The sequence below is a fragment of the Arthrobacter sp. UYCo732 genome (assembly GCF_040547265.1).
Lineage (GTDB): Bacteria > Actinomycetota > Actinomycetes > Actinomycetales > Micrococcaceae > Arthrobacter.
Window position 1 is genome coordinate 16,542 of sequence record NZ_JBEPPJ010000028.1, and the last position, 23,133, is coordinate 39,674.

A 23,133-nucleotide genomic window follows, 5' to 3' on the forward strand; every position below is an offset into this window, starting at 1 on the left:
CGCCAGGAACCCACCATGCGCACCCTCCGTTTTGTGCTGCCCGCTGCCACGATGCTGATCACCGCCGCAGTCCTCGCGGCTCCCGCGCTCCCGGCAGCGGCCGCGGACCGGGCCGGAACGGGCAACAGGGCCGAAACCGGCAACGAGGCGAGCGTCCGCTACCTGGTCCGCTACGCCCCGGGAACGGATGTTCCCGCCGAGGCGGCGCGCCTAAAGTCCCAGGGCATCGGTGTCGGACGCACCTTTTCAGACGCCCTCCGGGGTGCGGTGGTGACTGCAACCCCTGGGCAGGCTGCGGCGCTGTCCCGCTCGGCAGGCGTTGCCTCCGTGGAGGTGGACGCCGCCGTCACGGTGTCTGAAACGCAGCAGGCAGCGCCGTGGGGACTGGACCGCGTGGACCAGCGGGCACTGCCACTGTCCGGTACCTTCAGTTGGACCGGCGCAGGCGCCGGAGTCAGTGCGTATGTGGTGGACACCGGGGTACTGGCCTCCCACACCCAGTTTTCCGGCCGCATCACCGAAGGCTGGAGCGCCGTGGCTGACGGCCGCGGGTCCGTCGACTGCAACGGGCATGGCACCCACGTGGCCGGAACCATTGCCGGGTCAACCTACGGCGTGGCAAAAGGGGCAACGATTGTCCCCGTCCGCGTCCTTGACTGCAACGGCTCCGGCTTCAACTCCGACGTTGTCGCTGGCCTGGACTGGATCGCCGCCAACCACGCGCCCGGGCAGCCCGCGGTGGTCAACCTGAGCCTGGGCGGAGCGGCCAGTGCAGCCGTGGATTCCGCGCTGCAAGGTGTCATCAACGACGGCGTCGCTGCGGTGGTTGCCGCCGGCAACTCTGCGGCGGACGCCTGCGGCAGCTCGCCGGCGCGACTCCCCGCCGCCGTAACCGTGGCAGCGAGCGATTCCGCCGACCGGCAGGCTTCCTTTTCGAACTTCGGTTCCTGCGTTGACCTGTATGCTCCCGGCGTCGGCATCACGTCCGCGTACTACACCTCGACCACCGCGACAGCCTCCATGTCCGGCACATCCATGGCGTCGCCCCACACGGCTGGCGCCGCGGCGGTGCTGCTGTCCCAAAACCCGGCGCTCACTCCGGCCCAGGTCGCCTCCGCGCTGATCTCGGGCGCCACCGCCGGAGTCATTAGCGGCGGCGGGACCGGAACGCCGAACCGCCTGCTGTACACCGCGGCGGCTGCTCCCGCCCCGGCACCCGCCCCCACTGTTACGGCCAAATCACCCGGCGCCCAGTCGACGGCGGTTCCGGTGGCCAGCAACGTGACCGCCATCTTCAGCACCGATGTCCTGGGGGTTGGCGCCGGAACATTTGTGCTCCGGAGCGCCGCAGGCACGGGTATTCCTGCAACGGTCAGCTACACCGCGTCCACGAAGACGGCCACCCTCGATCCGTCCGTAAACCTGTCCGCGGACGGCGTCTTCACCGTGACGCTGGTGGGCGGTTCCACTGCCATCCGGGACGCAGCGGGCACACCGCTGGCCAATACCAGCTGGACATTCACCACGGGGCCGGCGCCCAGCATCACGGCGTTTACGCCCGGCAGCAACGCCCTCCTGGTGAAGCGGAGCAACAACATTTCGGTGACCTTCAGTGAGGCTGTCCAGGGTGTTGGCACGGGGACATTCACTGTGACGAACGCGGCCACCGGGACAGTGGTGGCGGCCGCCGTCGTCCGCAACGGCACCACCAACCAGTGGCTCCTGGACCCCCAGAATGCGCTCTCGGCCAAGACCAAGTACACGGTCACCGTCACCGGCGGTGGAGCCGCCATCCGCGACCTTGCGGGCAATCCGCTGGCCCCCAGGACATGGCAGTTTACAACGGGTTCGTTCTAATCCTGCGGCGCGCGAGGGGAGTCCGACGGCGGCCGTTGGGGAGCGCCGTCGGGCTTTCCCGGTTGCCGGGATGAGTCCGGTCCGCTGTCAGGGTGATGCTCTGACCAGATGTGACCCACCTCTTCGGCGAACTGTTCCACGATCCTGTTCATGGCAGCATGCGCGGCAGCGGACTCGCCACGCTGGATGGCACTTGCCACATCCACGTGCAGCTGCAGAGCTTCGTGGTGCGGCAGGTGCGGCATCAGGCCATGCTCGGCCCGACCGGTCAGGACCTCGGACACAAAGGTCTTGGAGCTGGGAAAACATGGCGTTGCCCGATGCCTTGAGCACAGCCGCGTGGAACTCGACGTCCAGCCGGAGGAATTCTTCCTGGTTGCCGCGCTGGCCTGCCGCCCACAGACGTGCTGCGAGCGAGACCAGCTCGTTGCCAGCATCCCACGAAGCACGTTCGGCGGCCAGCCGGGCCGCCTGTGATTCGATGGCGCCGCGGAGCTCGTTGAGCGCCTGAAGCTGCTCCATGCGCCGGGATGAGGCGAGCCGCCAGCGGATCACCTGCGGGTCATAGCGGATCCAGGCTTCCTCGGGCTGCACCACTGTGCTGAACCGCCGGCGGGACGCCAGCCGGGACGAGCTCGCGCTGACGGCAGCAACGGAGAGTGGCGCCACCGTTCGCTGACAGCCCCCGCGATGTAGGCTCTGCTTACTGTTCGTTTGGGGGAGGAGCCAGTGCCGGTGGATCAGAAGCGAAATGTTGCCATCTTCGTGGACATGGAGAACCTCTTCGGCGGCTATGGCAAAGATGTCGCCACCGTGCCGCTCGACCAGGTGATACATGACATCGAAGCGGAGGTGGCCCGCAGCGGCCTGGGCGGTCAGACAGCTGTCGCCCGGGCCTACGCCAACTGGGCCCGGGGCGACATGGCCGGGTACAGGCGCCAGCTGCTTGCCGGCAGCATCAAGCCTGTACAGGTTTTCTCCTTCGACCACAGCACCAAGAATGCCGCTGACATCGAGCTGGTGGTGGACGCCCTGGAAGTCGCGGCAGACATGCCATGGATCGAGCTGTTCGTGATTGTCAGCGGCGACGGTGACTTCGTGCCCCTTATCCGCCGGCTCCATGCCCTGGGGAAGCGATCCTTCGTGGCCACCACCTCGCACCCGGCGGCCGGTGCGGTCAACAAACTGCTGCCGTCCGTTGCAGACCGCTTCCACATCATCGACGTCGCCCAAGCCCCGGCCGTGGTCCCTGCCCAAAGGGCCCTGCCTCCTAAGAAGGCCCAGCCGGCCAAGAAGCCGAAACCAGGCAACCAGAAGCCGCAACCAGTTAAAAAGCCCCAGCCAGCACAAAAGAAGTCCCCGGCACCCAAAGCCACCGTACTCGAGCACCCTGAACTCAAGCTCTATAAGGCGAGCATCCATGGGTTCATCAGGGACGATCCCACGCTGTGGGTGAACGGAAAGGTCAGTGCGCAGCGGCTGGGTCTGCTGCTGCGAAAGCGGTGGCCCAACATCACGTACAAGACATTCGGCTATGCCACCCTTACCCGGTTCGTCGAGGAGGGCTGCGGGCTCAAGACTGCGGCACAGCCCGCAGGAGGCGCCGTTCGGAAGATCGGCAGCTCCGCCTAGGTCCCGGACCCCCGCATGGGGCGAACCTGCGCCAGGATGGTTCACCCACCAGCCGAGGCGCCGGCTGCGTGGAAGGTCTGGCCGTCGGGAAGCCGGCCTTCCCCCTTGTGAAAAATGGCGCCGGCGGAACATGAGCGGGCCACTGCTGCCCGAAAAAGGATAATCTTCACCCTAGGAAAAAATCCAGCAGCGCACGGGCAGAATTTACCGTGACAGAGAAGGCAGGACCCGGTATGTCAGGCGATTCCAGTATGAAAAACGGACTCTGGCGGACCTTCCACGAGAAATTCGTGGTGGAGGAACGCTTCGTGGAGCCAGCCGCGCGGAAGGGTCTTTATCGGACCGGTGTGGTCCTCATGATCGTGGGGACAGCGCTGTTTGCGATCACCTTGTGGGTGGTCCTGCAGAGCAACATCGGACCTTCAGTTCCCGACGAGTCCACCCGCGAATGGCTGGTGTCGCTCCGGACCGAAACGCTCACTGGCGTGATGATCTTTCTGGCCATAATATTTGGCCCGATCGCACTGCCCATCATCGTGCTGGTGGTGACTGTAGTTTGGGGCTTCGCGGCTAAACACGCATGGCGCCCCATCCTCCTGGCCGGTGCAATGCTGACCGGAGTTATTGTTTCGCAGATTATCCTGCAGATCATTCGCCGGTCCCGTCCGCCTGTGGACCTCATGCTGTTCGGGGCCGACCACACGTTTTCGTACCCCTCCGGCCACGTCCTGGGTGCCTGTGATTTCCTCTTGGTGACGGCGTTCTTGGTCTTTTCGAGGCGTCAAAACCCGCGATCGGTCGTCTTCGGGTTCGTGGGAGCGGTCATCGGCATTGTCCTCGCCGTGATAAGCCGCTTGTATCTCGGCTACCACTGGCTCAGTGATGCGCTCGCGTCTGTTTCCTTGTCCCTGGTGATTCTGGGCGCCGTCATCGCCCTCGATACCTGGCGGACGGCCAGGATTCCCGGCGAACGGGTCACCGGCGAACTCTCCAAAGCGGACATGCCGGGCGACTGACGCCGGCAACTGCTAGTTCGCCGAGCTGGTGCGCGCCCGTTCCAGGGCGCGCACCAGCTCGGCGTTGATGGCCTCCAGTTCCAGTATTTTTGCGACGCCGGCGAGATTGAGTCCCTGTTCCAGCAGCTCCCCGATATGCAGGAGGACGGCGATGTCTGCATTACTGTACTGCCGTGTGCCACCGGAGGTGCGGGCGGGCGTCAGGAGTCCGCGGGTCTCGTAAAGGCGGATGTTCTGCTGGCCCGTGCCTGCCAGCTGGGACGCAACGGAGATTGCGTAGACTGCCCGGCTGGCCTGGGGAGTGGGTCCACGTGCGGGCTCTGGTCCGGTCATTTTCGCTCCAAAGAATTTGGTCCAAGTGGCTTGCTTCAGCTTCCCACAAGTGCTATAAAAAATCTATATTCACCACCATAGATAAGTGCGGCGGTGGATATGCTCAGATTCAATGCAAAGGCATGCTGAAGGAGTGGGAAATGATGTTGATGCGTACAGACCCGTTCCGTGAGCTGGACCGGCTGACCCAGCAGGTGTTCGGTACCGCGGCACGGCCGGCGGCCATGCCAATGGACGCCTGGCAGGACAACGGAGAGTTTGTGGTGGCGTTCGATCTGCCTGGCGTCAAAGTGGACTCCGTGGACCTGAATGTTGAGCGGAACGTTCTGACCGTGCGGGCCGAGCGCCGTGATCCGACCCAGCCCAATGTTGAGTTGGTGGCCTCGGAACGCCCCCGCGGTGTGTTCAGCCGCCAACTGATCCTGGGCGACACCTTGGATACTGACAACATCAAGGCCAGCTACGACCAGGGCGTCCTGACCTTGCGGATTCCGGTGGCCAATCAGGTCAAGGCGCGCAGGATAGAGATCGAAACCACGAGCCAGGTGCACGAGATAGCTAAGTAGCCGGTCCAGAACTGGCTTATGCGGCGGGGGACCCGGCTGCGGCCGGGCCTCCGGCGCCCCTTACCCGTCCGGATCCTTAAGAAGTACCGCTATGCCAAGCCAGCCCGACCCTGATGCCGTTCTCCGCGTGAAACCCGACGCCAGCCAGCAGGAGATTTCACGTGCTTACCGCTCGTTGATACGCACCCGCCACCCCGACGTCGAGGGCCTCAAAGTAGCTGATCACCATGCGGAAGATGGCGAGCTGCTGCGGATCATGCAGGCCTCTGCCGTTCTGCGCAACCCTGAGCGGCGCGCTGCCTACGACGGGAACCGCGCGGGGGCCACCACGCCGAGTGCCGCCCCTACCGTCATCCCCATCCGGAAGGTCGCAGGCCGCGGGAGCCAGCCCACCCATGCCATCGGGATCACCCCGGTTCGCTGGGAAAGCGGGCCCTCGGCCTAGGTCCCGAACACACCAGAGGAGAACTTCCATGAGCGAGTGGCGTCGCTACGATTCCCATTTGATTCCGGCGTTCCATGAGCGCTTCGAAGAGCGCTGGGGCAAGGGCACGGCACCGTTCCTCGATCCCGATGCTCATGAGGAGCCGGTTCCTCGTGCGCAGTGGATTAACCCTTCCACGGGTGCGGCGCTGGCAGTGGTGCCGGTGTGGACGGCCGACGAAGGCCAGCAGCGCTCCTTCGGGGTGTTCTATCTCCCGCCCACCGGTGACATTTGGATACTCCGTCCGGGCTACACGGGATACCTCGAACCGGCCGACGGCGACACCGAACACCTCGTCACCTTCCGGAACGATGCCTACCGGAAGGCTGTGGCCCACGCCAAGGAGTTCCTGTTCGGCTCACAATAGGCCGGGCCGCCCAGGGAAGACGGGACCAGGCGCGGCCGCCGATTCCGCGCCGCTGCCCAGCAGGCTGCGGGTGAGGGTTTCGGCATCCGCCATCAGATCCTCGACGGCGGCGGCAAGGTGGGCGTCGGACACCGGCGCGTCTTCCAGCGCCGCGGCCACCACCGCCCGGCGGACCAGCTCGCGGGCGAAGGACGCGGTTGTGCCCTCTGTTCGTTGCGCCGCCGCCTCCAGGGCTTCGGTGCTGAACGCGACGAGGTGGCCGTACAGTTCCAGCAGCCGGACCCGCTCGGCGTGCGCCGGGAGCGGGATTTCGACGGCGAGGTCCACCCTGCCGGGCCGCTGCGCCAGTGCCCGTTCCAGCATGTCCGGCCGGTTGGTGGTGAGGACAAACGCGACGTCCGCGTCGTTGTCCAGCCCGTCCATGGCGTCCAGCACCTCAAAGAGGAGCGGCTGGGGCCCGTGCCCGAAGCTCCGGTCCTCCGCGATGAGGTCGCAGTCCTCCAGCACCACAATGGACGGCTGGAGCGCGCGGGCCATGCGGGCGGCCTCGGAGATCCGGGCGAGCGACCCGCCCGAGAGGAGTATCGCCGTCGACCCTTCACTCTGGCTGAGCAGGTGGCGCACAGTGTGCGTTTTCCCGGTTCCAGGCCTGCCGTAGAGCAGGATGCCGCGTTTGAGGTGCTGGCCGTGGCTTTTGAGGGACGCCCGGTGGGTGGCGATGCCCACGGTGTGGTCGGCCACCTTTTGCAGCAGTCCTTCGGGCAAAATGACGTCCGACGCCGGGAGGCTGGGGCGGTGGTGGAACGTCACCCCTGCGGTGCTGGGGCCGTATTCGGACATCACCAGGGAAATGACCTGTCCCTTGAGGACGCTGTTGCTGTCCATCCGGAGGCGGAACTCGGCCAGGAACCGGGCGGCCGTTTCCGGGCTGCCGGCCAGCACTTCCAGCGAGGCGGTCTGGCGTCCGGAGCGGGGGTCGGCGTCGCGCTGCAGGACAGCCAGCGGACTCCCGGCGAAGGCGAAAAGCCAAAGGCCCAGCGCCACGGCCTGCCGCTGCTTGTCCGGCCCTACCGCCAGGTTGGCGTAGTCAGGCTGGGCGAGCGGAAACTGCGGAAAGAGCTGGGACTGCTGGACCATGTCGCTGAGGGACTGGTGGTGGCGCTGGCCGCCGCCGCCGATTCCCACCAGCCGGCTGACGGGGTCCTGGGCGGCGAGTCCCGCCATCACAATGTCAGCGTCCACAAAGCGGTGCGGCAGGATCTTCTCCTCCACCACGGACAGCCCGTCGGCCGGTACCCCGAGATGCCCGGTCAGCGCCGGAAGCAGCTGCTGACCCTTCTGCTCCCGGTAGTTTCCGGCCTGCGCCAGCTGGACCAGTGCGCCAAAATCGTCGATGAACTTCCCCAGTTTTTCATCCATTCCCAGACCCTAGCAGCCGCGTTGGCCAGCCACGCCCGGCGTGTGCCATTCTGATTCTTACCCGTTCCAGTTTCCGCCATCATTAAGGGCTGACAGCATGCATATTTCCGCCAAAGACCTGGCAGCCCTCATCCCTGCGGACTTCACCCTGGGGGTGGCCACCGCCGCGTTCCAGATTGAAGGCGCGCTCACTGAAGACGGCCGCGGCCCGGCTGGCTGGGATGTGTTTTCCGCCAGGGACGGCGCCATTGTGGACAACCACAGCCCAGCCGTTGCCTGCGACCACTATCACCGCATGCCCGGCGACGTGGCCTTGATGAAACAGCTCGGCGTGGATTCCTATCGGTTCTCGCTCTCGTGGTCCCGGATCCAGCCCAACGGGAGCGGCCCGGTGAACCCGGCTGGCCTGGCCTTCTATGACAGGCTCCTTGACGAGCTGCTGGCTAACGGCATTTCCCCGATGCTCACCCTGTACCACTGGGATACGCCGCTGGCGCTGGACGACGCCGGCGGCTGGATGAACCGCGATACCGCCTACCGCCTGGGGGAGTTCGCCGCGATCGCCGCTGCGGCCTACGGTGACCGGGTGGCGCGGTGGTGCACCATCAACGAGCCAGCCACCGTCACCACCAACGGCTACACGCTCGGCCTGCACTCGCCGGGCGAAGCGCTCATGCTCAACGCCCTGCCCACCGTCCACCACCAACTGCTGGGCCACGGGCTGGCCATGCAGGCGTTGCGTGCGGCGGGGGTCCCCGGCGAAATCGGGATGACCAACGTGTACTCGCCGATGGTCCCCAACTCGATTAATCCCCTGGACAAAATCAGCGCCGGACTGATGGACGTTGCCCAGAACCGGCTGTACGCTGACCCGGTCCTGACTGGCAAGTACCCGGACCTGATCCGGGCCGCGAAGTTTTTCGGCTCCTTCGAGCACCCGGACGAGGACATGGAGATCATTTCCCAGCCGCTGGACTACTACGGCCTGAACTACTACATGCCCACCAAAGTTGCGGTGGGACCAGGCGAGGGGGCCGTGCCGGCAAGCATGGCGGAAGCCATGGGCAGCGACCTGAGTGCTGCGGGCAACGGTGCCACCCCGTTCCACGTGGAGACCTGGCCCGAGGCCGACATCACCTCTTACGGCTGGCCGGTCAAGCCCGAATACATGGCGGTTGCGCTCAAGGAGATGGCCGCGCGGTATCCCGGCCTGCCGCCGGTGATCATCACCGAAGGCGGAGCCAGTTTTGAGGACATTATCGTCCGCGACAAGTCCACCAACACCACCTTCATCCCGGACGAGCGGCGCCTGAAATACCTTTCTGACCACATCGAGACGGCGCTGAAGGCCACGGCGCCTGGCGGCGAAGCAGACGCGATAGACCTGCGCGGCTATTACGTGTGGTCGCTGCTGGACAACTTCGAATGGTCTGCGGGCTACAAGCAGCCGTTCGGCCTGCTGCATGTCGATTTCGAGACGCTGGAACGGACACCGAAGGCGTCCTATTTCTGGTTTCAGGAGCTCATCGAGGAGCGGAACCTCGCAGGGGCGGCGGGGGCCGCCGTCGCGCAGGCCGCCAGCGGGGAACCGGAGGCAGCAGAAGTTCCCGACGACGGCGTGACCACCGCGGATGCCTCCGCCTGAGGCTGGACGCACCGCCTGACGTGAGGTGCCACCGCCTGGGTGGGGGGCCTAGAGCAGGTCCATGGCCTTAAGCTGTTTGGCCATTCCCGCGCCGTCCGTCGAGTAGATCCAGGGCACTACCGAGGTTGTGTGGTCCCCGTCCTCGGAGTGCCCGCCGGCAAACACTGACTCGCTGACGGAGAGTTGCCGGATGGCGATGGCGGCCACCTTGTCGTCGTGGTCGTGGGCGAAGCCGGAGTAAATCTGCTCGTCGTGCTGGCCGTTGTCGCCGATCAGGAGCCACCGCATGCCCGGGAATTCCTGGGCGAGGCGCTCCAGATTGCGGAGCTTGTGCTCCTGCCCGCTGCGGAACCAGCGGTCCTGGGTGAGGCCCCAGTCCGTGAGCAGAAGTGCGCCGGAAGGGTACATATTCCGGCTCAGGAACCGCTTCAGCGTGGGGGCGGCGTTCCACGGACCGGTGGACAGGTAGATGACCGGCGCATCGGGATGTTCGATGGTGAGGCGGTCCAACAGGACGGCCATCCCTGGGGTGGCCATCCGTGCCCGCTCGCTGAGCACAAACGTGTTCCACAGCGCCAGGAACGGCCTCGGCAAGGCAGTCACCATCACGGTGTCGTCGATATCGGACACGATGCCGAACTTCGCGTTGGCATCGATCACCTGGATCAGTGTTTCCACTGGTTCGGTCCCGTCGGCCCGCAGGACGGCAGTGTGCCAGCCGGGGGCGAGTGCCACGTCCACCACCGTGTCGATCAGCCCGCCACGGTCTGCGTTGACCCGGGTGGTGACTCCGCCGATGGTTATTTCCACCCCGGTGTGCGCCACGGGAACGCTGGTGAAGGCCCGCCAGCCGCGGACGTTCTGGGTGCCGTTGAGGGCTGCGTTTTCGGCCCTGCTGCCGGGGGTGGGCTTTTTGGTCAGCAGGACCCGGCCCAGGACGCGCACCCAGCCCGTGGATGATCCGTAGCCTTGGTACGCGATGGTCTGCGGCGCGAAATTCAAGCGTCCGGCGAGCCGGACCCGCACGCCGTTGACGGTGTCGGAAACCCGGTGCGCCAGGCGGAACAGCTGCGTGCCGGACAGCGGTGCTGGGTGCGGAGTGTTGTGTGGCGCGTTCTGCGGAGCCCTGTCCATGCCTCCACTCTGCCACAGCGCACCGCCCCGCCGGTCACGTGCGGCGGTGCCGCCGTCGTGCGTGACGTCAGCCCGACCCAAGGAACCACCGGAGGGTCTCGGCGTTGCGCACCGCGTTCCCGCCGCCGTCGTTATTGAAATAGGCGTAAACGTCCAGGCCCGACGCCGACCATTCCCTGATGCGGTCCGCCCACCACTGCAGGTCCGCATCGGAGTACGAACCGCCGTAGAGGTGCTGCTGGTCGGGGCCGTGGAGCCGGAGATAGACGAAGGGCGCGGTGGCGCGCAGGATGCAGGGGAGGTGGGCGCCGCTCATGATGCAGTAGGCAGCGGCGTGCCGTTCCAGCAGGGCATACACGTCCGGATGGTCCCAGCTGGGGTGCCGGAACTCCACGGTCACCCGGATCCACCACGGGACCGCGGCTAGGAAGTAATCCAGCCGGGCATCGTCGCGCTCCAGTTGCGGGCGGAGCTGGACCAGCAGGACGGCCCGTTTGTCGCCGAGTTCGTGCCAGCACCGTGCAATCCGTTCCAGCCCAACTTCGGGCGCGTAGAGTTTTTTGCCGTGCGTCAGGCCGCGGGGAGCCTTGACCGACATTGCGAAGCCGTCCGGCAGCCTGCGCCGCCAACTGGCGAAGGACGTATCCCGCGGCCAGCGGTAGAAGCTGGCGTTCAGCTCAACCGTGCTGAACCGGGAAACATAGTGCTGGAGCCTGTCCCGGGCAGGGAGGCCCGGCAGGTACAGCACACCCTCCCAGTGGTCGTAGCTCCAGCCGGAGGTGCCAATGTGAATCGCCATCAGCAGGCTTCCGCGGGCTTGCGGTCTGTGCGAAGCGCGTCAGTCATGATGCCTCCAGCTCTCGCGGGACTCGCTGCTCCTTCAGGCTACCCGCTGTGCCTGACCACCGGAACTTACCGTGTTTCTCCCGTTTCTCCCGTTTTTCCCCTGTGGGAGGTGTCCTTGTGGCAGGGTAATGTAATGGCGCGCATCGAGGATTATGCAGTTGTTGGCGACCTTCATACCGGCGCTTTGGTCAGCACGGAGGGCTCCATCGACTGGCTTTGCCTGCCCCGTTTCGATTCCCCCGCATGTTTCAGCGCGCTCGTGGATACACCCGACGCCGGCCGCTGGCTGCTCGCTCCCGAGGGCGGCGGCTCCTGCACCAGGCGGGGATACCGGGACGGCACGCTGGTCCTTGAAACGGAATGGGACACCCCGGACGGCACCGTGAGGGTGATCGACTTTATGCCGCCACGCGATGAGGTGGCAGACATCGTGCGGATTGTCGAGGGCGTGTCCGGAAGCGTCAAGATGCACAGCGAGCTTGCCATGCGGTTCGACTACGGCCACATTGTTCCCTGGGTTCGGAGGGACAAGCGGGGCCTGCACGCGATCGCAGGCCCGGACGCGGCCTACTTCGTCACCACGGCGCCCGTCCACGGGGAGAAGATGCACTCCGTCAGTGACTTCACGGTCACGGCGGGGGAGCGTGTGCCCTTTGTCCTTACGTGGGCGCCCAGCCACGTTCCCCGCCCGCACACCGTTGACGCCGAGCACGTGCTGGGCACAACCCTGGCCTACTGGCGCGGCTGGTCTTCGCAGTGCACAGTCAAGGGCAAGTATCAGGACGCCGTGGTCCGTTCGCTGGTGACCCTCAAAGCCTTGACCTACGCGCCCACCGGCGGCATCGTCGCGGCGGTGACCACCTCCCTCCCCGAACAGCTCGGCGGTCCCCGCAACTGGGATTACCGGTACTGCTGGCTGCGGGACGCCACGCTGACGCTGCAGGCGCTGCTGGCTGCCGGCTACACGGCGGAGGCGGCGGCGTGGCGTGACTGGCTGCTCCGGGCAGTGGCCGGCGATCCGGCCGATTTGCAAATCATGTACGGGATCCACGGCGAACGCAGGATGCCCGAAATGGAGCTCCCCTGGCTGGCCGGATACGAGAATTCGAAGCCGGTGCGGATCGGGAACGGAGCGGCCGAGCAGTTTCAGCTCGACGTCTGGGGCGAGGTGCTCGATTGCCTGTCCCTGACCCGGAATTCCTTGCTAAAGCACACCGACGAATCCTGGGATGTGCAGGTGGCCCTGATGCAGCATTTGGAAACCATCTGGGACCAGCCGGACAACGGGCTCTGGGAAATGCGCGGCCCGCGGCGCCACTTCACGCATTCCAAAGTCATGGCCTGGGTGGCCGCCGACAGGATGGTCAAAGGCGTCCGTGATTTCGGCCTGCCTGGACCTGTGGAACGGTGGGAGGCCCTCCGCGACACTATCCGCGAGGAGGTGATGGCCAACGGCTTTGATCCGGTGCGCAACACGTTCGTGCAGTCGTATGGCAGGCCGGAGCTTGACGCCAGCCTGCTGCTGATCCCGCGGGTAGGTTTCCTGCCGCCGGATGATGCACGGGTGGTGGGGACCATCGACGCCATCCAGCGCGAGCTCACGGAAGACGGGTTTGTGCTGCGCTACCGTCCCGCAGACAGCGACGACGGCCTGCCGGGGGACGAAGGGGTGTTCCTGGCCTGCTCCTTTTGGCTGGTTGAGGCGCTTCTGGGGGCGGGCCGCGCCGACGAGGCCACGGAACTCTTTGAACGGCTGCTCGAGCTCCGCAACGACGTGGGGCTGCTCAGCGAGGAATGGGCGGTGGGGGCCAAACGGCAGCTGGGCAACACACCGCAGGCTTTCAGCCACTTCGCGCTTGTGACAAGCGCCCTCGCGCTGCATCAGGAGATGGTGCGCCGGAGTGATCTCCCGATTCCGCCGGAAGCGGGAGCGGAGTCAGAGAGGGTAGGACAGTGAGGCCTTGGGGTGCTTGGCTCTTAAACTACGCTAAAGAGCTAAGTACACTTACTAATATTTGTGGAGTGCTTCCAGAAAGCATCTTCCCGCGAGAGAACGAGGGGTGGTACTAATGGCCGGACATTTTGAGCTGGTTGATGCGCCTGACGGCGGCTACCGGGTGAGGATGCTGGACGGCGCAGGGAGCCTGATCGCCATCTCGGTGACTTTTCCATCCAAACGGGCCGCCGTGGCCGGCATTGCAATGGCCCGCGAGATTGCCGGTACGGGGCTGATCAGGGACTGCAGCAGCGACGGCGCTGGGGCAGTCATCCCCGATCGGACCCGTCCGGCGTCCGCGCCGAAGGACAGGGAGCGGACCGTGCCACACAGCAGGAAGGCGTCCAAGACCAAGCGCGCGGCAGTCCGGTGATGGCCCCGCAGAGTCATGGCCCCGCCACGTGGTGGCGGGGAGCCGTCCTTTTTGACGTTGATGGGACGCTGGTGGACTCCGCCTACGTCCACACGCTGGCGTGGTGGCAGGCATTCCGCCAGCACCAGCACGACGTTCCCATGGCAGCCATCCACTGGTGCGTCGGAATGGGTGGCGACCGGTTGGTGGATGCCCTCCTTCCGGCAGGCCGGGACCGTGATGCCGACGCCGCCATCCTGGCCAGCCATGCGGCGATTTTCGCCATGAGCTGGCCGTCGCTGCGCGCGTTCGACGGCGCCAAGGACCTGCTTGCCCAGTGCCACGCCGGCGGACTCGCCGTCGCCCTGGCATCGTCCGCGCGCCGGGAGGACTTGGCTGCCAACCGCAAGGCGCTCGCAGCGGATGCCCTTATCCATGCGGCTACCAGCTCCAACGATGCCCAAGAAAGCAAGCCCGCCCCAGACATCCTGGTGGCAGCTCTGGAAGCGGTCCGCGTTCCGGCTGCCGGCGCGGTGTTTGTGGGGGATGCGGTGTGGGATATGAAAGCCGCCGCCGCGCTGGGGATGCCCGCCATCGGCGTCACCTGCGGCGGCAGGAGCGCCGCTGAACTTCAAGCGGGCGCCGGAGAGGTCTACGCCGGCCCCCGGGATCTGCTCGATAACCTGCAGGCAAGTGCCATCGGCAAACTGCTAGCGCTGCCGGCCTGACCACGGCCCACCCCTCCCCCCGAGGCTCCTCGCCCACCCCCACGTCCTTCCCCACTCACCTCCTTTCCCTACCCACCCAGACCCGTCGCCCTCTCTCCGAGTTTTTGTCCAGATAATGCCCAAAATCTCGCCTGTTACGCGCATTATCTGGACAAAAACTCCGGGGCGGGGAAGTCGTCCTGTGGATAACTCTCTGTGGGCCGGCGGGTCGTGCCTCAATTGAACATGAGCAGATTGACGCCCCTCCCGGAAGAGATCGGCGCGCGGCCATTCACCCTCGCCGAGGCCGCCTCGGCGGGTATTCCCGCGATTCGGCTGCTCAAAGACGACCTTCACCGGCCAAGCCGCGGAATTAGAGTGCCAAGGTCAGGGGACCACACCCTCCAAGAGCTGGTCAGGTCCCACACCCAGCTGGATGAGGACACGTTCGCCAGTCTGCTGACGGCAGCAGAGGTTCTCGGCGTTCCACTGCCGCCATGGGGCCAGTTCAGGCCCGACGACGGCGGCCCGGTGACCGCCGTCGTCGAACCTGTTCCCTGGGGTAAGAAAAGCGGCCCCCACTTCCGGGAGCCCGGCCGCTTCCTGCACCTTTCGCGCCGAAATGCCGCGACGCTGCCCCGGCGGAGGGGCGTTGCCGGGCATCGGCTCCGGATCCGCGACGGCGACGTCATCAGCGTCGACGGGCTTCGGGTGACTTCGCCTGCCCGGACGTGGGTGGATCTGGGGTCGGTCCTACCACTGGAGGATCTCATTGTGGCCGGCGACGCGATTGTCAGCGAGCACGCTAGGACTTTCGGCTCGCCAAAAGTGGCGATGGTTCCTTTGCCCGTGCTCCGGACGTTCGTGGAAAAGGCGAACGGCATTCACGGTGTGCGCAAGGCCCGGATCGCGCTCGAATCCCTGCGTGTCGGCGTTGACTCACCCCCGGAAACCGTTCTGCGCCTGATGCTGGACGACGCCGGGCTCCCTGAGTTCCTGCCGAACTTTCCCGTTGACGACGTCCTGGGCCGGCCAGTGTGGACCGATCTTGGCAACGCCCGGTTCCGGACTTGTATTGAATACGAGGGCCTGCATCATCTGACGCCAGACCAGCAGGCCTTGGACGCCTACCGCGATCAGCGGGTTACCGACGCGGGGTGGCGGCAGGTGAAGATCAACAAAATCGACATGGACCATGGCTCCGGCTGGGTGGTATCCCGGGTGAAGCAGGCACTCCGGAAACAGGGCTGGCAGCGTTAGGAGTTTTTGGGCATATAACTCGCTAAATACCGTCCGGAAGGACCAATAAGTGGACAAAAACTCGGGAAGGGGAGGGAGGTTATAGCGGCAGGAGGGCTGACAGGTCCGCGCGCAGTCCGGACGCTGCCACCCGGTGCGCAGCTACTGCGTCCGCCCACGTCAACTGGCCGGTCACCATCCCCAGCCAGGTGGCGGCGTCGCACTCGATCACGTTCGGCGGGGTGCCTCGGGTGTGCCGCGGCCCCTCCACGCACTGGGTGACGCCGAACGGCGGCACCCGCACCTCCACCGAATTGCCCGGCGCCCGCGCGGTCACCTCCTCCAGCGAGTAGCGCACGGCTGTGGCGGTGAGACTGCGGGGGGGCGGAGCGTCCGACGGCGACGCGGCAGCCTCCTGCCACGCGGCCAGTGCCGCGGTGCCTTCTTCAATGCCGATCCGTCGGCGCGCAACAGCCATCAGTCGAGCAGTGCGGACACGGCAGTGCCCAGGCGGATCTTGCCCACTGGATGGCCGCCGCCCATTACGGGGGCTACGACTTTTTCCAGGACGCTGGACACTCCCGGAATATCCACCGCGCCGGCGGCTGCGAGGAGCGTCAGGCCCACCAGGGAGGTGGCCCTCAGGTTCCCGTCCAGCATTTTGAGGGCCACCGAGACACCCTGGGGTGTGGCCATGGCCAGGACGCCCTCGGCGCCGATCTTGGCAATGATGCCCAGCTCGTCCATCACCACGGTGTTGGCCTCGCCGCGGCCCTGGACCGCCCACGGGTAGTCGAGCATGGACGTGGTAACGGTGGCGGCGCGGGCGTTGGAGTTCTTGTCTCCCGGCGCCTTGGCCAGCAGCGAATAGGCGCGGGCCAGTCCGGTCAGCGAAATGGCGGCAACCGGGGCCCCGCATCCGTCAATGCCCAGGTGCGCGATCTGTTCGCCGCTGTATTCTTCGATTACGCTGCGGACGCGCTGCTGCAGCGGATGGTTCGGCTCGAGGTAGCTGTGGGTATCCCAGCCGTTTTCCGTGCAGGCCCACAGGAAAGCAGCGTGCTTCCCGGAGCAATTGAAAGCGAGTTTGGACCGGCCGCGATCGGAGCGCAGCATCCAGTTCCGGGCCGTCTCGTCCTGGGGCCAGGCAGCGGGGCACTGCAGCTGTTCTTCCTTCACACCGGCGGCCTTGAGCATTCCCTCAACCACATCCATGTGGTCCAGGGAGCCCACGTGGCTGCCGCAGGCCAGTGCCACCTGCGCGCCGCGCAGCGGGACCCCGGACTGCATGGACGCCAGCGCCTGCAGCGGTTTGAGCGAGGAGCGGGCGTAGATCGGAGTTCTGACGTCACCCAGTTCTGTGACTACGCTGCCGTCGGCGGAAAGAACGACGGCGGAGCCGATGTGTCGGGACTCCACGAAGCCGCTGCGTTCAATAACGGCGAGTTCGACGGCGGAGTCCACGGTGAACGTGGCATGCGGGTTGTGCGGCATCCTGCCAGTCTAGGGCCCCTGGAGGGACAGCCCGGGGATTGTCCCGGGAAGGCCCGGCTACTCCACAGTGACCATGACAGACTGCCAGCCGGACGCGCCGTCGGGCACTGGATCGGCCCGCTGGTCGGTTTGTACCGCGCCGGTCCCGTCCGTTGCGCGGACCTTGATGTAGTGCGGCCCGGGTGTGGCCTCCCAGTCGAAAGACCACTGGCGCCAGGTGATAAGGGACGCCTCGCTGGACAGCACAGCCTCGGCCCAAGGGTTGTTGTCGATCTGGACCTCCACTTTGGTGATGCCGCGGGTCTGCGCCCACGCTGTCCCGCCGATCGCTACGCGGCCGGCCGGCACTTTGGCGAAGGATTTCGGGATCTCTACCCGGGCCATGGTCTTGATGGGCCCGCGCTCCGACCAGCCACGCTGCGTCCAGTAGGCCTTGTTGTCGGCGAACCGTGTCACTTCCAGGTCCACCACCCACTTGGTGGCGGAGACAAAACCGTACAGCCCCGGCACCACCATGCGCACCGGATAACCGTGTTCCAGTGGCAGCGGCTCGCCGTTCATACCGATCGCCAGCAGTGCGTCGCGGTCATCCAGCAGGACTTCCAACGGCGTGGAGGCACTGAAGCCATCGATCGACGTCGACAGCACCATGTCCGCTCCGTCCTGTGGCCGGGCCCGTTTGAGGACCTCGCGGAGGGGGAATCCCAGCCATTTTGCATTGCCGGCCAGGTTTCCGCCCACGGGATTGGAGACACAGGTAAGGGTCACGTGCGATTCGATGAGTTCAGCGTCGAGCAGGTCCTGGAAGGTAAGCCGGACTTCCTGTTCCACCATGCCGTGGACACGGAGTTCCCAGTCCGCGGCATTGATTTCGGGCACGCTGAGGGCTGTGTCGATCCGGTAGAACTCCCCATTGGGCGTGAGCCACGGGGTGACGCCTGCTGTCGGGGACTGGACGCCGGCAGGCACAGCTGCGGCAGCCTTGGCCGGCGTGGGCAGCTGCAGGGACTCGCGGGCCTTGGCGATGCTGCTGCGCGCAGAACTGAGCAGGCGTCCACCGGTGGCTGCAATCCCCGCCCCCACCAGTGTGGCGGTCGTGGCGGCGAAGAAACGGCGGCGGCTGCCGGCGGGCCGCCCAGGCTCCTCGGCCCCCGTGTCCGCAGGTGCTTCCGGCCAGGACTTTAGCCGCCAGAGTGGGGCAATCAGCAGCCTCAGCACTACCAGGCCAGCTACCGTGCCCAGGACGGTGGGGAGGGCATCGAGTGGTTTCACGCTGGCCCGCGTCACAACGCTGGCCACAATCACGGCGCCCATCAGCAGCACCCCGGCCACACCGAGGGCCCATTTGCGGTAGGCCGCCAGGCCCAGGACGCCGGCCAGCACGAGGATGGTCAGGCCCATCCCCGCGAACAGGGCGGCTTTGTCATTGGTGCCGAACGTTTCGACGGCAAAGTTCTTCATCCACAGCGGGGTGAAGTCGATGAACGTGGAGCCCAGGGCAATGACCGGGGTGGCCCGCGCCGTAAAGAACGCGCCGATCAGTTCAGCCACGGAGAGCACGACGGCGGCGGCAGCCACGCCTGCCAGGGCGGCCAGGGCAGCGGGTTCTTTGAGCCAGTTCAGGAGCTTCTTCATGGTGTGGATTCGTTGCGGACGGCAACAGGGATGGTTGTGCGGGGACACAGCTTTGGAACACACCCCTTAGGAAAGGGCAGGGTGCACAAAGTACCCTTGGGGACTGTGAAGGTACTCGTCATTGGCCCTGGAGGCCGCGAACACGCCATTGTCCGCTCCCTGCTCGCCGACCCCAACGTCTCCGAGGTTCATGCTGCTCCCGGCAACGCCGGCATCAGCAAGCTGGTCCCCACCCACAACATTGACGGGAATGATCCCGACGCCGTCGCGGCCCTCGCTGCCAAGCTCGGCGTGGACCTCGTTGTGGTCGGCCCCGAGGCGCCGCTTGCTGCCGGCGTGTCCGACGCCGTCCGCGAAGCCGGCATTCCAGTCTTCGGACCCAGCAAGGCAGCCGCCCAGCTGGAGGCCTCCAAGGCATTCGCCAAGGAGGTTATGGCCGCGGCGGACGTTCCCACGGCCATGGCCCTGGTGGCCACCAACGCCGAGGAAGCCGCCTCAGCCCTGGACACCTTCGGCGTACCCTACGTGGTGAAGGACGACGGACTGGCCGCCGGAAAGGGCGTGGTGGTCACCAAGAGCCGCGACGAAGCCCTGGCCCACGCCCAGACGTGCTTTGACGCCGGCGGCACCGTGGTGATCGAGGAATTCCTGGACGGCCCGGAAGTTTCCGTGTTTGTCCTCTGCGACGGCCGCAACACCGTGGCGCTGTCTCCGGCCCAGGACTTCAAACGCATCTTTGATAATGACGAAGGCCCCAACACCGGCGGGATGGGCGCGTACACCCCGCTTGAATGGGCCCCGGCCGGGCTGGTCCAGGAAGTCATCGACCGCGTGGCCCAGCCCACCGTGAACGAAATGGCCCACCGCGGCACCCCGTTCGTGGGCGTTCTTTTTGTTGGCCTGGCCCTGACGTCCCGCGGCACGCGCGTCATCGAGTTCAACGTCCGCTTCGGCGACCCCGAGACCCAGGCCGTGCTGGCCAGGCTCAAGACCCCGCTCGGTGCGCTGCTGCTGGCAGCCGCCAAGGGCGAACTGGACAAGGCAGACGAGCTGCGCTGGTCCAAGGAGACTGCAGTCGCCGTCGTCGTCGCGTCCGAAAACTACCCCGACACTCCGCGCACCGGAGACCGTATCCGGGGACTCAAGAAAGTGGATGCACTCGAGGGTGTGCATGTGATCCACGCCGGCACGGCGCTGGACGAGAACGGTAAAGTGATTTCCGCCGGTGGCCGCGTGCTCGCCGTGGTAGCCCTCGGCAGTGACCTGGTGGAGGCGCGGGAACGCGCGTACGACGGCGTGGAGCTGGTTCAGCTGGACGGCTCCCAGTTCCGGACGGACATTGGACGCAAGGCGACCCGTGGCGAGATCAAGGTTGTGTCCAACGCAACCGGAGCGCTGCCTGTCACGAAAGCGAAGGCATAACATGACCGCGAATCCCGCTCAGGAACCAGAAAAGCAGCGCGGCCTAAGCACGGCAACCCTTGAGCTGCCCGGCTGGACGCACGTCTATTCCGGCAAGGTCCGAGACCTGTACGAACCGGCGGATGACACCATCCGGGAACAGGTGGGCCAGGACTGTGTCCTGGTGGTTGCCAGCGACCGCATCAGCGCCTACGACCATGTCCTGGCGAGCGAGATCCCGGACAAAGGCCGGATCCTGACCCAGCTGAGCCTGTGGTGGTTCGACCAGCTGGACGTCGTGCACCACGTGCTCGCATCCACCGTGGAAGGCGGAGTTCCCGCGGCTGTTGAAGGCCGTGCGATGATCTGCAAGAAGCTGGACATGTTCCCCGTCGAATGCATCGCCCGCGGCTACCTCACCGGATCCGGGCTGCTGGAGTACATCGCCGCCGGGACGGTCTGCGAGATTCCGCTGCCCGAAGGCCTCGTGGACGGATCCCGGCTGGAGCAGGCCATCTTCACGCCGTCCGCCAAGGCCGAGGTGGGTGAACACGATGAGAACATCACCTACGACGACGTTGCAGCGATGGTGGGGGACGACATCGCAGGACGCCTCAGCGAACTGACCCTGAAGATCTATGCCGCTGCCGAGAAGGTCGCCCGCGAACGCGGCATCATCCTGGCCGATACCAAGGTGGAGTTCGGCTACGATACCGTGGCCGGTGCAATCACTCTGGGCGACGAGGTCCTCACCCCGGATTCGTCCCGTTTCTGGGATGCGGCCACCTACCAAGCCGGGCAGGCGCAGCCGTCCTACGACAAGCAGTACGTGCGCGACTGGCTGACCTCGGCTGAATCGGGCTGGGACCGTTCCTCAGATGTGCCACCGCCGGCGCTGCCCGAGGACGTTGTGGCCCGCACCCGCAGCAGGTACATCGAGGCGTACGAGAAACTGACCGGCCGGGCGTTCGCCTAACCGCTTCCGGCGTTAGCTGGCCTTGGAGTTTTTTGCTGCTGCTGCGGCGGCCCGCTGCTGGGCCAGGTTGATTTCCAGGATTGCGTCCAACGCCTGCTGGACGAGATCTTGGGCTCCGGCGGAGCTGAAGGCCTTTTGTGCTTCCTTCAGGTAGACGATCGCTTCCTCGGACTCGCCAGCGGCCTTGAGGGACTTTCCCAATAGGAGCGCAACCTCGCCGGCGGTGTGCTTGGCCAAGGCCTCGCGTTCCGCATGGATTTTGCGAAGTTTCTCTATGGCAGCCACGATGTCGCCGGTGAGGTACAGCCAGCGGGCGCGGATGAAGGCGACTTCGAGCTCATCGCTCTTCATCTCGTAGACGATGGAAAAAGCAAGCTCGGCCCGTTCAATCGAGGCCAGCGTCTCAGGCTCTACGATGCCGGCCTGCAGCCGGACGGCGGCAGACGCTTTGTTGAACCGGGCCCACAGTTCAATGTCATTGGCGGGGGAAAGAAGTTTCGCCGCCCGCTCGTGTTCCCTGACTCCTTCGGCGTAGTCATGCCGCATGAAGGCCACATTTCCCACTACCCAGGCCACCTCACCCGCAAGCTGGGGCATCGTATTTTCATCCACCTGGGCCACGAGCAGCTGGCAGTACTTCCACGATTCGTCTAGCCGACCGCTTTCTGCGAGGGCGCCGATGAGGACGCGTAAGGTGCCAATCACAACTACGGAACTTTGAGGCAGCTCCTCGGACAGCTTCGTGGCTTCCATTGCCAGGTCGACAGCGGCAGACAGCTGGCCCTGCCGCTGCAGGACAGCTGCAAGCATTTGGCGGGCACGCACGCCGAGCCCCACGGACTCCCTGGCCATCGGATGCTCAATGAGGCGCTCAGTGATGGCCTGGCACTCGAGCAGATCACCGTGCCGCACCAGGCATTCGGCCTGCATGTAGGTCATATTCCACCAGGCGCTGGTGTTCTTCCCTTCGAGGGCAATACTTGCTGCCGTGGCGGCATGGCTCGCGGCAAGCTCGTAATCGCGAAGGTCCCAGGCTTGCCGGGCGTAGAGCCCGGCGAGCACATATTCAGCGTCGCTGACCGAGATGGGTTGGCTCCACGCCTCCAAGGCCTTGGGTGCCAGTTCCAACCGACGGGCGAGTTCATCGATTACTTCGGCGGTAGGTTCGCGGCGGCCGGTCTCAAGGAGCGAAATGTAGCTGGGGGAATAGAGGTTCTTGCCGAGTTCGGCTTGTGTCAGCCCGCGCTCGAGTCGCTCGGCTCGAAGCTTTTCCCCGAATCCGTTACCCACGGGATTCCTCCTATTCCGGGCCGTCTTTGTACGCAAAGCTTGACACGCCCTGTGGGATCCATTTTACAATAAGTGTCAACAAGGACGTGCTGACTTTGTAACGAATCCGACTCGCATTGAGGAACTCACATGTTCAAGAAGATAGCGGCAGCCGCCGTCCTAGCCGGCGCACTGGCATTCTCCGCGGCGGCCCCAGCCGTCCTGTCCGCAGGTTCCATTTCAGACAGCAGGGGTGCAGCGGTTGCCAGCGGTAACTGGCCGAATCCCGTGTCCGAAAAGGTGAAGGTCGAGAAGGGCAAAAAGAGTACCGACACCACTTACACCACGCTCAGCGGTAACTGGCCCAACCCGGTGTAAGAAATCCTCTCAGGAGGCGGTAGCCCCGAAGTGTGGTCTCCATGCTTCGGGGCTATTTCTATGCCCGGCGAATAAGTCATGAGATACAAAAAGAGGGCCTCCCTGGGGAGACCCTCTTCTTGATTTGGTCGGGATGACAGGATTTGAACCTGCGACCTCGTCGTCCCGAACGACGCGCGCTACCAAGCTGCGCCACATCCCGATCCGCTGCAAAAGCAACTTTACAAGAATAGCGGATGCTTGGTCCGGATGCGAAATCGGCCGGCAGTCCCCACCTGTTCCCTACGTCACAGCCCTGATATGTAGGCGCGAATGTCAATAGTGCATGGGGAAGCGGGTCCCGGTCTGGTTGGCCCCGGGCCCGCTTCCTTTGGTGAGGGGTCCGGG

General features: G+C 65.5%; 23 protein-coding genes, 1 tRNA gene and 1 pseudogene. 14 read left to right on the plus strand and 11 right to left on the minus strand.

All coding sequences use genetic code 11. From position 1 onward, the window contains the following. The first annotated feature begins 15 nt into the window (after nt 1-15). Nucleotides 16-1,857, plus strand: a complete 1,842-nt coding sequence (locus tag ABIB45_RS21290) for a S8 family serine peptidase (protein ID WP_354217839.1) — start codon at nt 16-18, stop codon at nt 1,855-1,857. Here ABIB45_RS21290 and ABIB45_RS21295 read toward each other — a convergent pair. Continuing rightward, nucleotides 1,854-2,141 (minus strand): hypothetical protein, encoded by a 288-nt coding sequence (locus ABIB45_RS21295; protein WP_354217864.1) that lies wholly within the window; start codon nt 2,139-2,141, stop codon nt 1,854-1,856. The genes ABIB45_RS21290 and ABIB45_RS21295 overlap by 4 nt on opposite strands. A 40-nt stretch (nt 2,142-2,181) precedes the next feature. Next, nucleotides 2,182-2,694, minus strand: a pseudogene (locus ABIB45_RS21300) (FCD domain-containing protein); the annotation flags it as partial. Here ABIB45_RS21300 and ABIB45_RS21305 point away from each other — a divergent pair. After that, a complete protein-coding gene (locus ABIB45_RS21305; RefSeq protein WP_354217840.1) occupies nt 2,593-3,489 on the plus strand; it encodes an NYN domain-containing protein in 897 nt (298 codons plus the stop codon). The pseudogene ABIB45_RS21300 and the gene ABIB45_RS21305 overlap by 102 nt on opposite strands. Nucleotides 3,490-3,740: 251 nt before the next feature. Next, on the plus strand, nt 3,741-4,505 hold the full coding sequence (locus ABIB45_RS21310) for a phosphatase PAP2 family protein (protein ID WP_354217841.1): 765 nt from the start codon (nt 3,741-3,743) through the stop codon (nt 4,503-4,505). Nucleotides 4,506-4,517: 12 nt separating this feature from the next. Here ABIB45_RS21310 and ABIB45_RS21315 read toward each other — a convergent pair whose 3' ends face one another. Further along, nucleotides 4,518-4,838 (minus strand): MerR family transcriptional regulator, encoded by a 321-nt coding sequence (locus ABIB45_RS21315; RefSeq protein WP_354217842.1) that lies wholly within the window; start codon nt 4,836-4,838, stop codon nt 4,518-4,520. 143 nt (nt 4,839-4,981) lie between these two features. Here ABIB45_RS21315 and ABIB45_RS21320 point away from each other — a divergent pair, with 143 nt between their 5' ends. The 3 genes from ABIB45_RS21320 (at nt 4,982) to ABIB45_RS21330 (ending at nt 6,255) form a co-directional block, all read left to right on the plus strand. Beyond that, complete coding sequence (locus ABIB45_RS21320) at nt 4,982-5,404, plus strand: Hsp20/alpha crystallin family protein (RefSeq protein ID WP_354217861.1); 423 nt, start codon at nt 4,982-4,984, stop codon at nt 5,402-5,404. Between the two features lie 91 nt (nt 5,405-5,495). After that, the gene (locus ABIB45_RS21325) at nt 5,496-5,849 is read left to right on the plus strand and encodes a J domain-containing protein (RefSeq protein WP_354217843.1); all 354 of its coding nucleotides are present in this window, start codon (nt 5,496-5,498) and stop codon (nt 5,847-5,849) included. Nucleotides 5,850-5,877: 28 nt separating this feature from the next. Next, on the plus strand, nt 5,878-6,255 hold the full coding sequence (locus tag ABIB45_RS21330) for a hypothetical protein (protein ID WP_354217844.1): 378 nt from the start codon (nt 5,878-5,880) through the stop codon (nt 6,253-6,255). Here the strand turns inward: ABIB45_RS21330 and ABIB45_RS21335 are convergent. Further along, a complete protein-coding gene (locus tag ABIB45_RS21335; RefSeq protein WP_354217845.1) occupies nt 6,247-7,674 on the minus strand; it encodes an AAA family ATPase in 1,428 nt (475 codons plus the stop codon). The genes ABIB45_RS21330 and ABIB45_RS21335 overlap by 9 nt on opposite strands. Nucleotides 7,675-7,771: 97 nt before the next feature. Between ABIB45_RS21335 and ABIB45_RS21340 the strand changes: the two genes are divergently transcribed. Then, a complete protein-coding gene (locus ABIB45_RS21340) occupies nt 7,772-9,319 on the plus strand; it encodes a glycoside hydrolase family 1 protein (protein ID WP_354217846.1) in 1,548 nt (515 codons plus the stop codon). A gap of 48 nt (nt 9,320-9,367) precedes the next feature. Here the strand turns inward: ABIB45_RS21340 and ABIB45_RS21345 are convergent, their stop codons facing one another. Both ABIB45_RS21345 and ABIB45_RS21350 read right to left on the minus strand, forming a co-directional pair. Continuing rightward, nucleotides 9,368-10,453 (minus strand): App1 family protein phosphatidate phosphatase, encoded by a 1,086-nt coding sequence (locus ABIB45_RS21345; RefSeq protein WP_354217847.1) that lies wholly within the window; start codon nt 10,451-10,453, stop codon nt 9,368-9,370. Between the two features lie 67 nt (nt 10,454-10,520). Beyond that, a complete protein-coding gene (locus ABIB45_RS21350; protein ID WP_354217848.1) occupies nt 10,521-11,252 on the minus strand; it encodes a DUF72 domain-containing protein in 732 nt (243 codons plus the stop codon). 180 nt (nt 11,253-11,432) lie between these two features. Here ABIB45_RS21350 and ABIB45_RS21355 point away from each other — a divergent pair, with 180 nt between their 5' ends. The 4 genes from ABIB45_RS21355 to ABIB45_RS21370 all read left to right on the plus strand — a co-directional run bounded on the left by ABIB45_RS21355 (nt 11,433) and on the right by ABIB45_RS21370 (nt 15,614). After that, nucleotides 11,433-13,256 (plus strand): glycoside hydrolase family 15 protein, encoded by a 1,824-nt coding sequence (locus ABIB45_RS21355; RefSeq protein ID WP_354217849.1) that lies wholly within the window; start codon nt 11,433-11,435, stop codon nt 13,254-13,256. A gap of 112 nt (nt 13,257-13,368) precedes the next feature. Beyond that, nucleotides 13,369-13,668: a YegP family protein gene (locus ABIB45_RS21360; RefSeq protein WP_354217850.1), complete on the plus strand. Its 300-nt coding sequence runs from the start codon at nt 13,369-13,371 to the stop codon at nt 13,666-13,668. Further along, nucleotides 13,668-14,375 (plus strand): HAD family hydrolase, encoded by a 708-nt coding sequence (locus tag ABIB45_RS21365; RefSeq protein ID WP_354217851.1) that lies wholly within the window; start codon nt 13,668-13,670, stop codon nt 14,373-14,375. Before ABIB45_RS21360 ends, ABIB45_RS21365 begins: the two co-directional genes overlap by 1 nt. Before the next feature lie 225 nt (nt 14,376-14,600). Beyond that, nucleotides 14,601-15,614 carry a putative endonuclease domain-containing protein gene (locus tag ABIB45_RS21370; RefSeq protein WP_354217852.1) on the plus strand — a complete coding sequence of 338 codons (1,014 nt, stop codon included), beginning with the start codon at nt 14,601-14,603 and terminating at the stop codon, nt 15,612-15,614. 79 nt (nt 15,615-15,693) lie between these two features. Here the strand turns inward: ABIB45_RS21370 and ABIB45_RS21375 are convergent, their stop codons facing one another. The 3 genes from ABIB45_RS21375 to ABIB45_RS21385 are packed head-to-tail and all read right to left on the minus strand — an operon-like array spanning nt 15,694 to nt 18,722. Continuing rightward, nucleotides 15,694-16,071: a sterol carrier family protein gene (locus ABIB45_RS21375; RefSeq protein WP_354217853.1), complete on the minus strand. Its 378-nt coding sequence runs from the start codon at nt 16,069-16,071 to the stop codon at nt 15,694-15,696. Next, the gene (locus tag ABIB45_RS21380; RefSeq protein WP_354217854.1) at nt 16,071-17,087 is read right to left on the minus strand and encodes an asparaginase; all 1,017 of its coding nucleotides are present in this window, start codon (nt 17,085-17,087) and stop codon (nt 16,071-16,073) included. The genes ABIB45_RS21375 and ABIB45_RS21380 overlap by 1 nt, the downstream gene beginning before the upstream one ends. Before the next feature lie 57 nt (nt 17,088-17,144). Further along, on the minus strand, nt 17,145-18,722 hold the full coding sequence (locus tag ABIB45_RS21385; RefSeq protein ID WP_354217855.1) for a molybdopterin-dependent oxidoreductase: 1,578 nt from the start codon (nt 18,720-18,722) through the stop codon (nt 17,145-17,147). A gap of 105 nt (nt 18,723-18,827) precedes the next feature. Between ABIB45_RS21385 and purD the strand changes: the two genes are divergently transcribed. Continuing rightward, nucleotides 18,828-20,144 carry a phosphoribosylamine--glycine ligase gene (purD, locus tag ABIB45_RS21390; protein ID WP_354217862.1) on the plus strand — a complete coding sequence of 439 codons (1,317 nt, stop codon included), beginning with the start codon at nt 18,828-18,830 and terminating at the stop codon, nt 20,142-20,144. A 1-nt stretch (nt 20,145) separates the two neighbouring features. After that, entirely contained in the window at nt 20,146-21,099 is a 954-nt protein-coding gene (locus ABIB45_RS21395) for a phosphoribosylaminoimidazolesuccinocarboxamide synthase (protein WP_354217856.1), read from the plus strand. Nucleotides 21,100-21,111: 12 nt separating this feature from the next. Here ABIB45_RS21395 and ABIB45_RS21400 read toward each other — a convergent pair whose 3' ends face one another. Next, the gene (locus tag ABIB45_RS21400) at nt 21,112-22,389 is read right to left on the minus strand and encodes a helix-turn-helix domain-containing protein (RefSeq protein WP_354217857.1); all 1,278 of its coding nucleotides are present in this window, start codon (nt 22,387-22,389) and stop codon (nt 21,112-21,114) included. A 129-nt stretch (nt 22,390-22,518) separates the two neighbouring features. On the opposite strand from ABIB45_RS21400, the gene ABIB45_RS21405 reads away from it, so the two are divergent. Next, complete coding sequence (locus ABIB45_RS21405) at nt 22,519-22,746, plus strand: hypothetical protein (protein WP_354217858.1); 228 nt, start codon at nt 22,519-22,521, stop codon at nt 22,744-22,746. A gap of 125 nt (nt 22,747-22,871) precedes the next feature. On the opposite strand, the gene ABIB45_RS21410 is transcribed toward ABIB45_RS21405, so the two are convergent. Further along, nucleotides 22,872-22,948, minus strand: a tRNA-Pro gene (locus ABIB45_RS21410). Between the last annotated feature and the right edge of the window lie 185 nt (nt 22,949-23,133).

Coding starts and splice junctions, on each gene's coding strand:
- ABIB45_RS21340 (WP_354217846.1), top strand. CDS start 7,772: ATGCATATTTCCGCCAAAGACCTGGCAGCCCTCATCCCTGCGGACTTC.
- ABIB45_RS21335 (WP_354217845.1), bottom strand. CDS start 7,674: ATGGATGAAAAACTGGGGAAGTTCATCGACGATTTTGGCGCACTGGTC.
- ABIB45_RS21325 (WP_354217843.1), top strand. CDS start 5,496: ATGCCAAGCCAGCCCGACCCTGATGCCGTTCTCCGCGTGAAACCCGAC.
- ABIB45_RS21355 (WP_354217849.1), top strand. CDS start 11,433: ATGGCGCGCATCGAGGATTATGCAGTTGTTGGCGACCTTCATACCGGC.
- ABIB45_RS21380 (WP_354217854.1), bottom strand. CDS start 17,087: ATGCCGCACAACCCGCATGCCACGTTCACCGTGGACTCCGCCGTCGAA.
- ABIB45_RS21345 (WP_354217847.1), bottom strand. CDS start 10,453: ATGGACAGGGCTCCGCAGAACGCGCCACACAACACTCCGCACCCAGCA.
- ABIB45_RS21405 (WP_354217858.1), top strand. CDS start 22,519: ATGTTCAAGAAGATAGCGGCAGCCGCCGTCCTAGCCGGCGCACTGGCA.
- ABIB45_RS21330 (WP_354217844.1), top strand. CDS start 5,878: ATGAGCGAGTGGCGTCGCTACGATTCCCATTTGATTCCGGCGTTCCAT.
- ABIB45_RS21385 (WP_354217855.1), bottom strand. CDS start 18,722: ATGAAGAAGCTCCTGAACTGGCTCAAAGAACCCGCTGCCCTGGCCGCC.
- ABIB45_RS21315 (WP_354217842.1), bottom strand. CDS start 4,838: ATGACCGGACCAGAGCCCGCACGTGGACCCACTCCCCAGGCCAGCCGG.
- ABIB45_RS21350 (WP_354217848.1), bottom strand. CDS start 11,252: ATGGCGATTCACATTGGCACCTCCGGCTGGAGCTACGACCACTGGGAG.
- ABIB45_RS21360 (WP_354217850.1), top strand. CDS start 13,369: ATGGCCGGACATTTTGAGCTGGTTGATGCGCCTGACGGCGGCTACCGG.
- ABIB45_RS21370 (WP_354217852.1), top strand. CDS start 14,601: ATGAGCAGATTGACGCCCCTCCCGGAAGAGATCGGCGCGCGGCCATTC.
- ABIB45_RS21395 (WP_354217856.1), top strand. CDS start 20,146: ATGACCGCGAATCCCGCTCAGGAACCAGAAAAGCAGCGCGGCCTAAGC.
- ABIB45_RS21290 (WP_354217839.1), top strand. CDS start 16: ATGCGCACCCTCCGTTTTGTGCTGCCCGCTGCCACGATGCTGATCACC.
- ABIB45_RS21375 (WP_354217853.1), bottom strand. CDS start 16,071: ATGGCTGTTGCGCGCCGACGGATCGGCATTGAAGAAGGCACCGCGGCA.
- ABIB45_RS21310 (WP_354217841.1), top strand. CDS start 3,741: ATGAAAAACGGACTCTGGCGGACCTTCCACGAGAAATTCGTGGTGGAG.
- ABIB45_RS21365 (WP_354217851.1), top strand. CDS start 13,668: ATGGCCCCGCAGAGTCATGGCCCCGCCACGTGGTGGCGGGGAGCCGTC.
- ABIB45_RS21320 (WP_354217861.1), top strand. CDS start 4,982: ATGTTGATGCGTACAGACCCGTTCCGTGAGCTGGACCGGCTGACCCAG.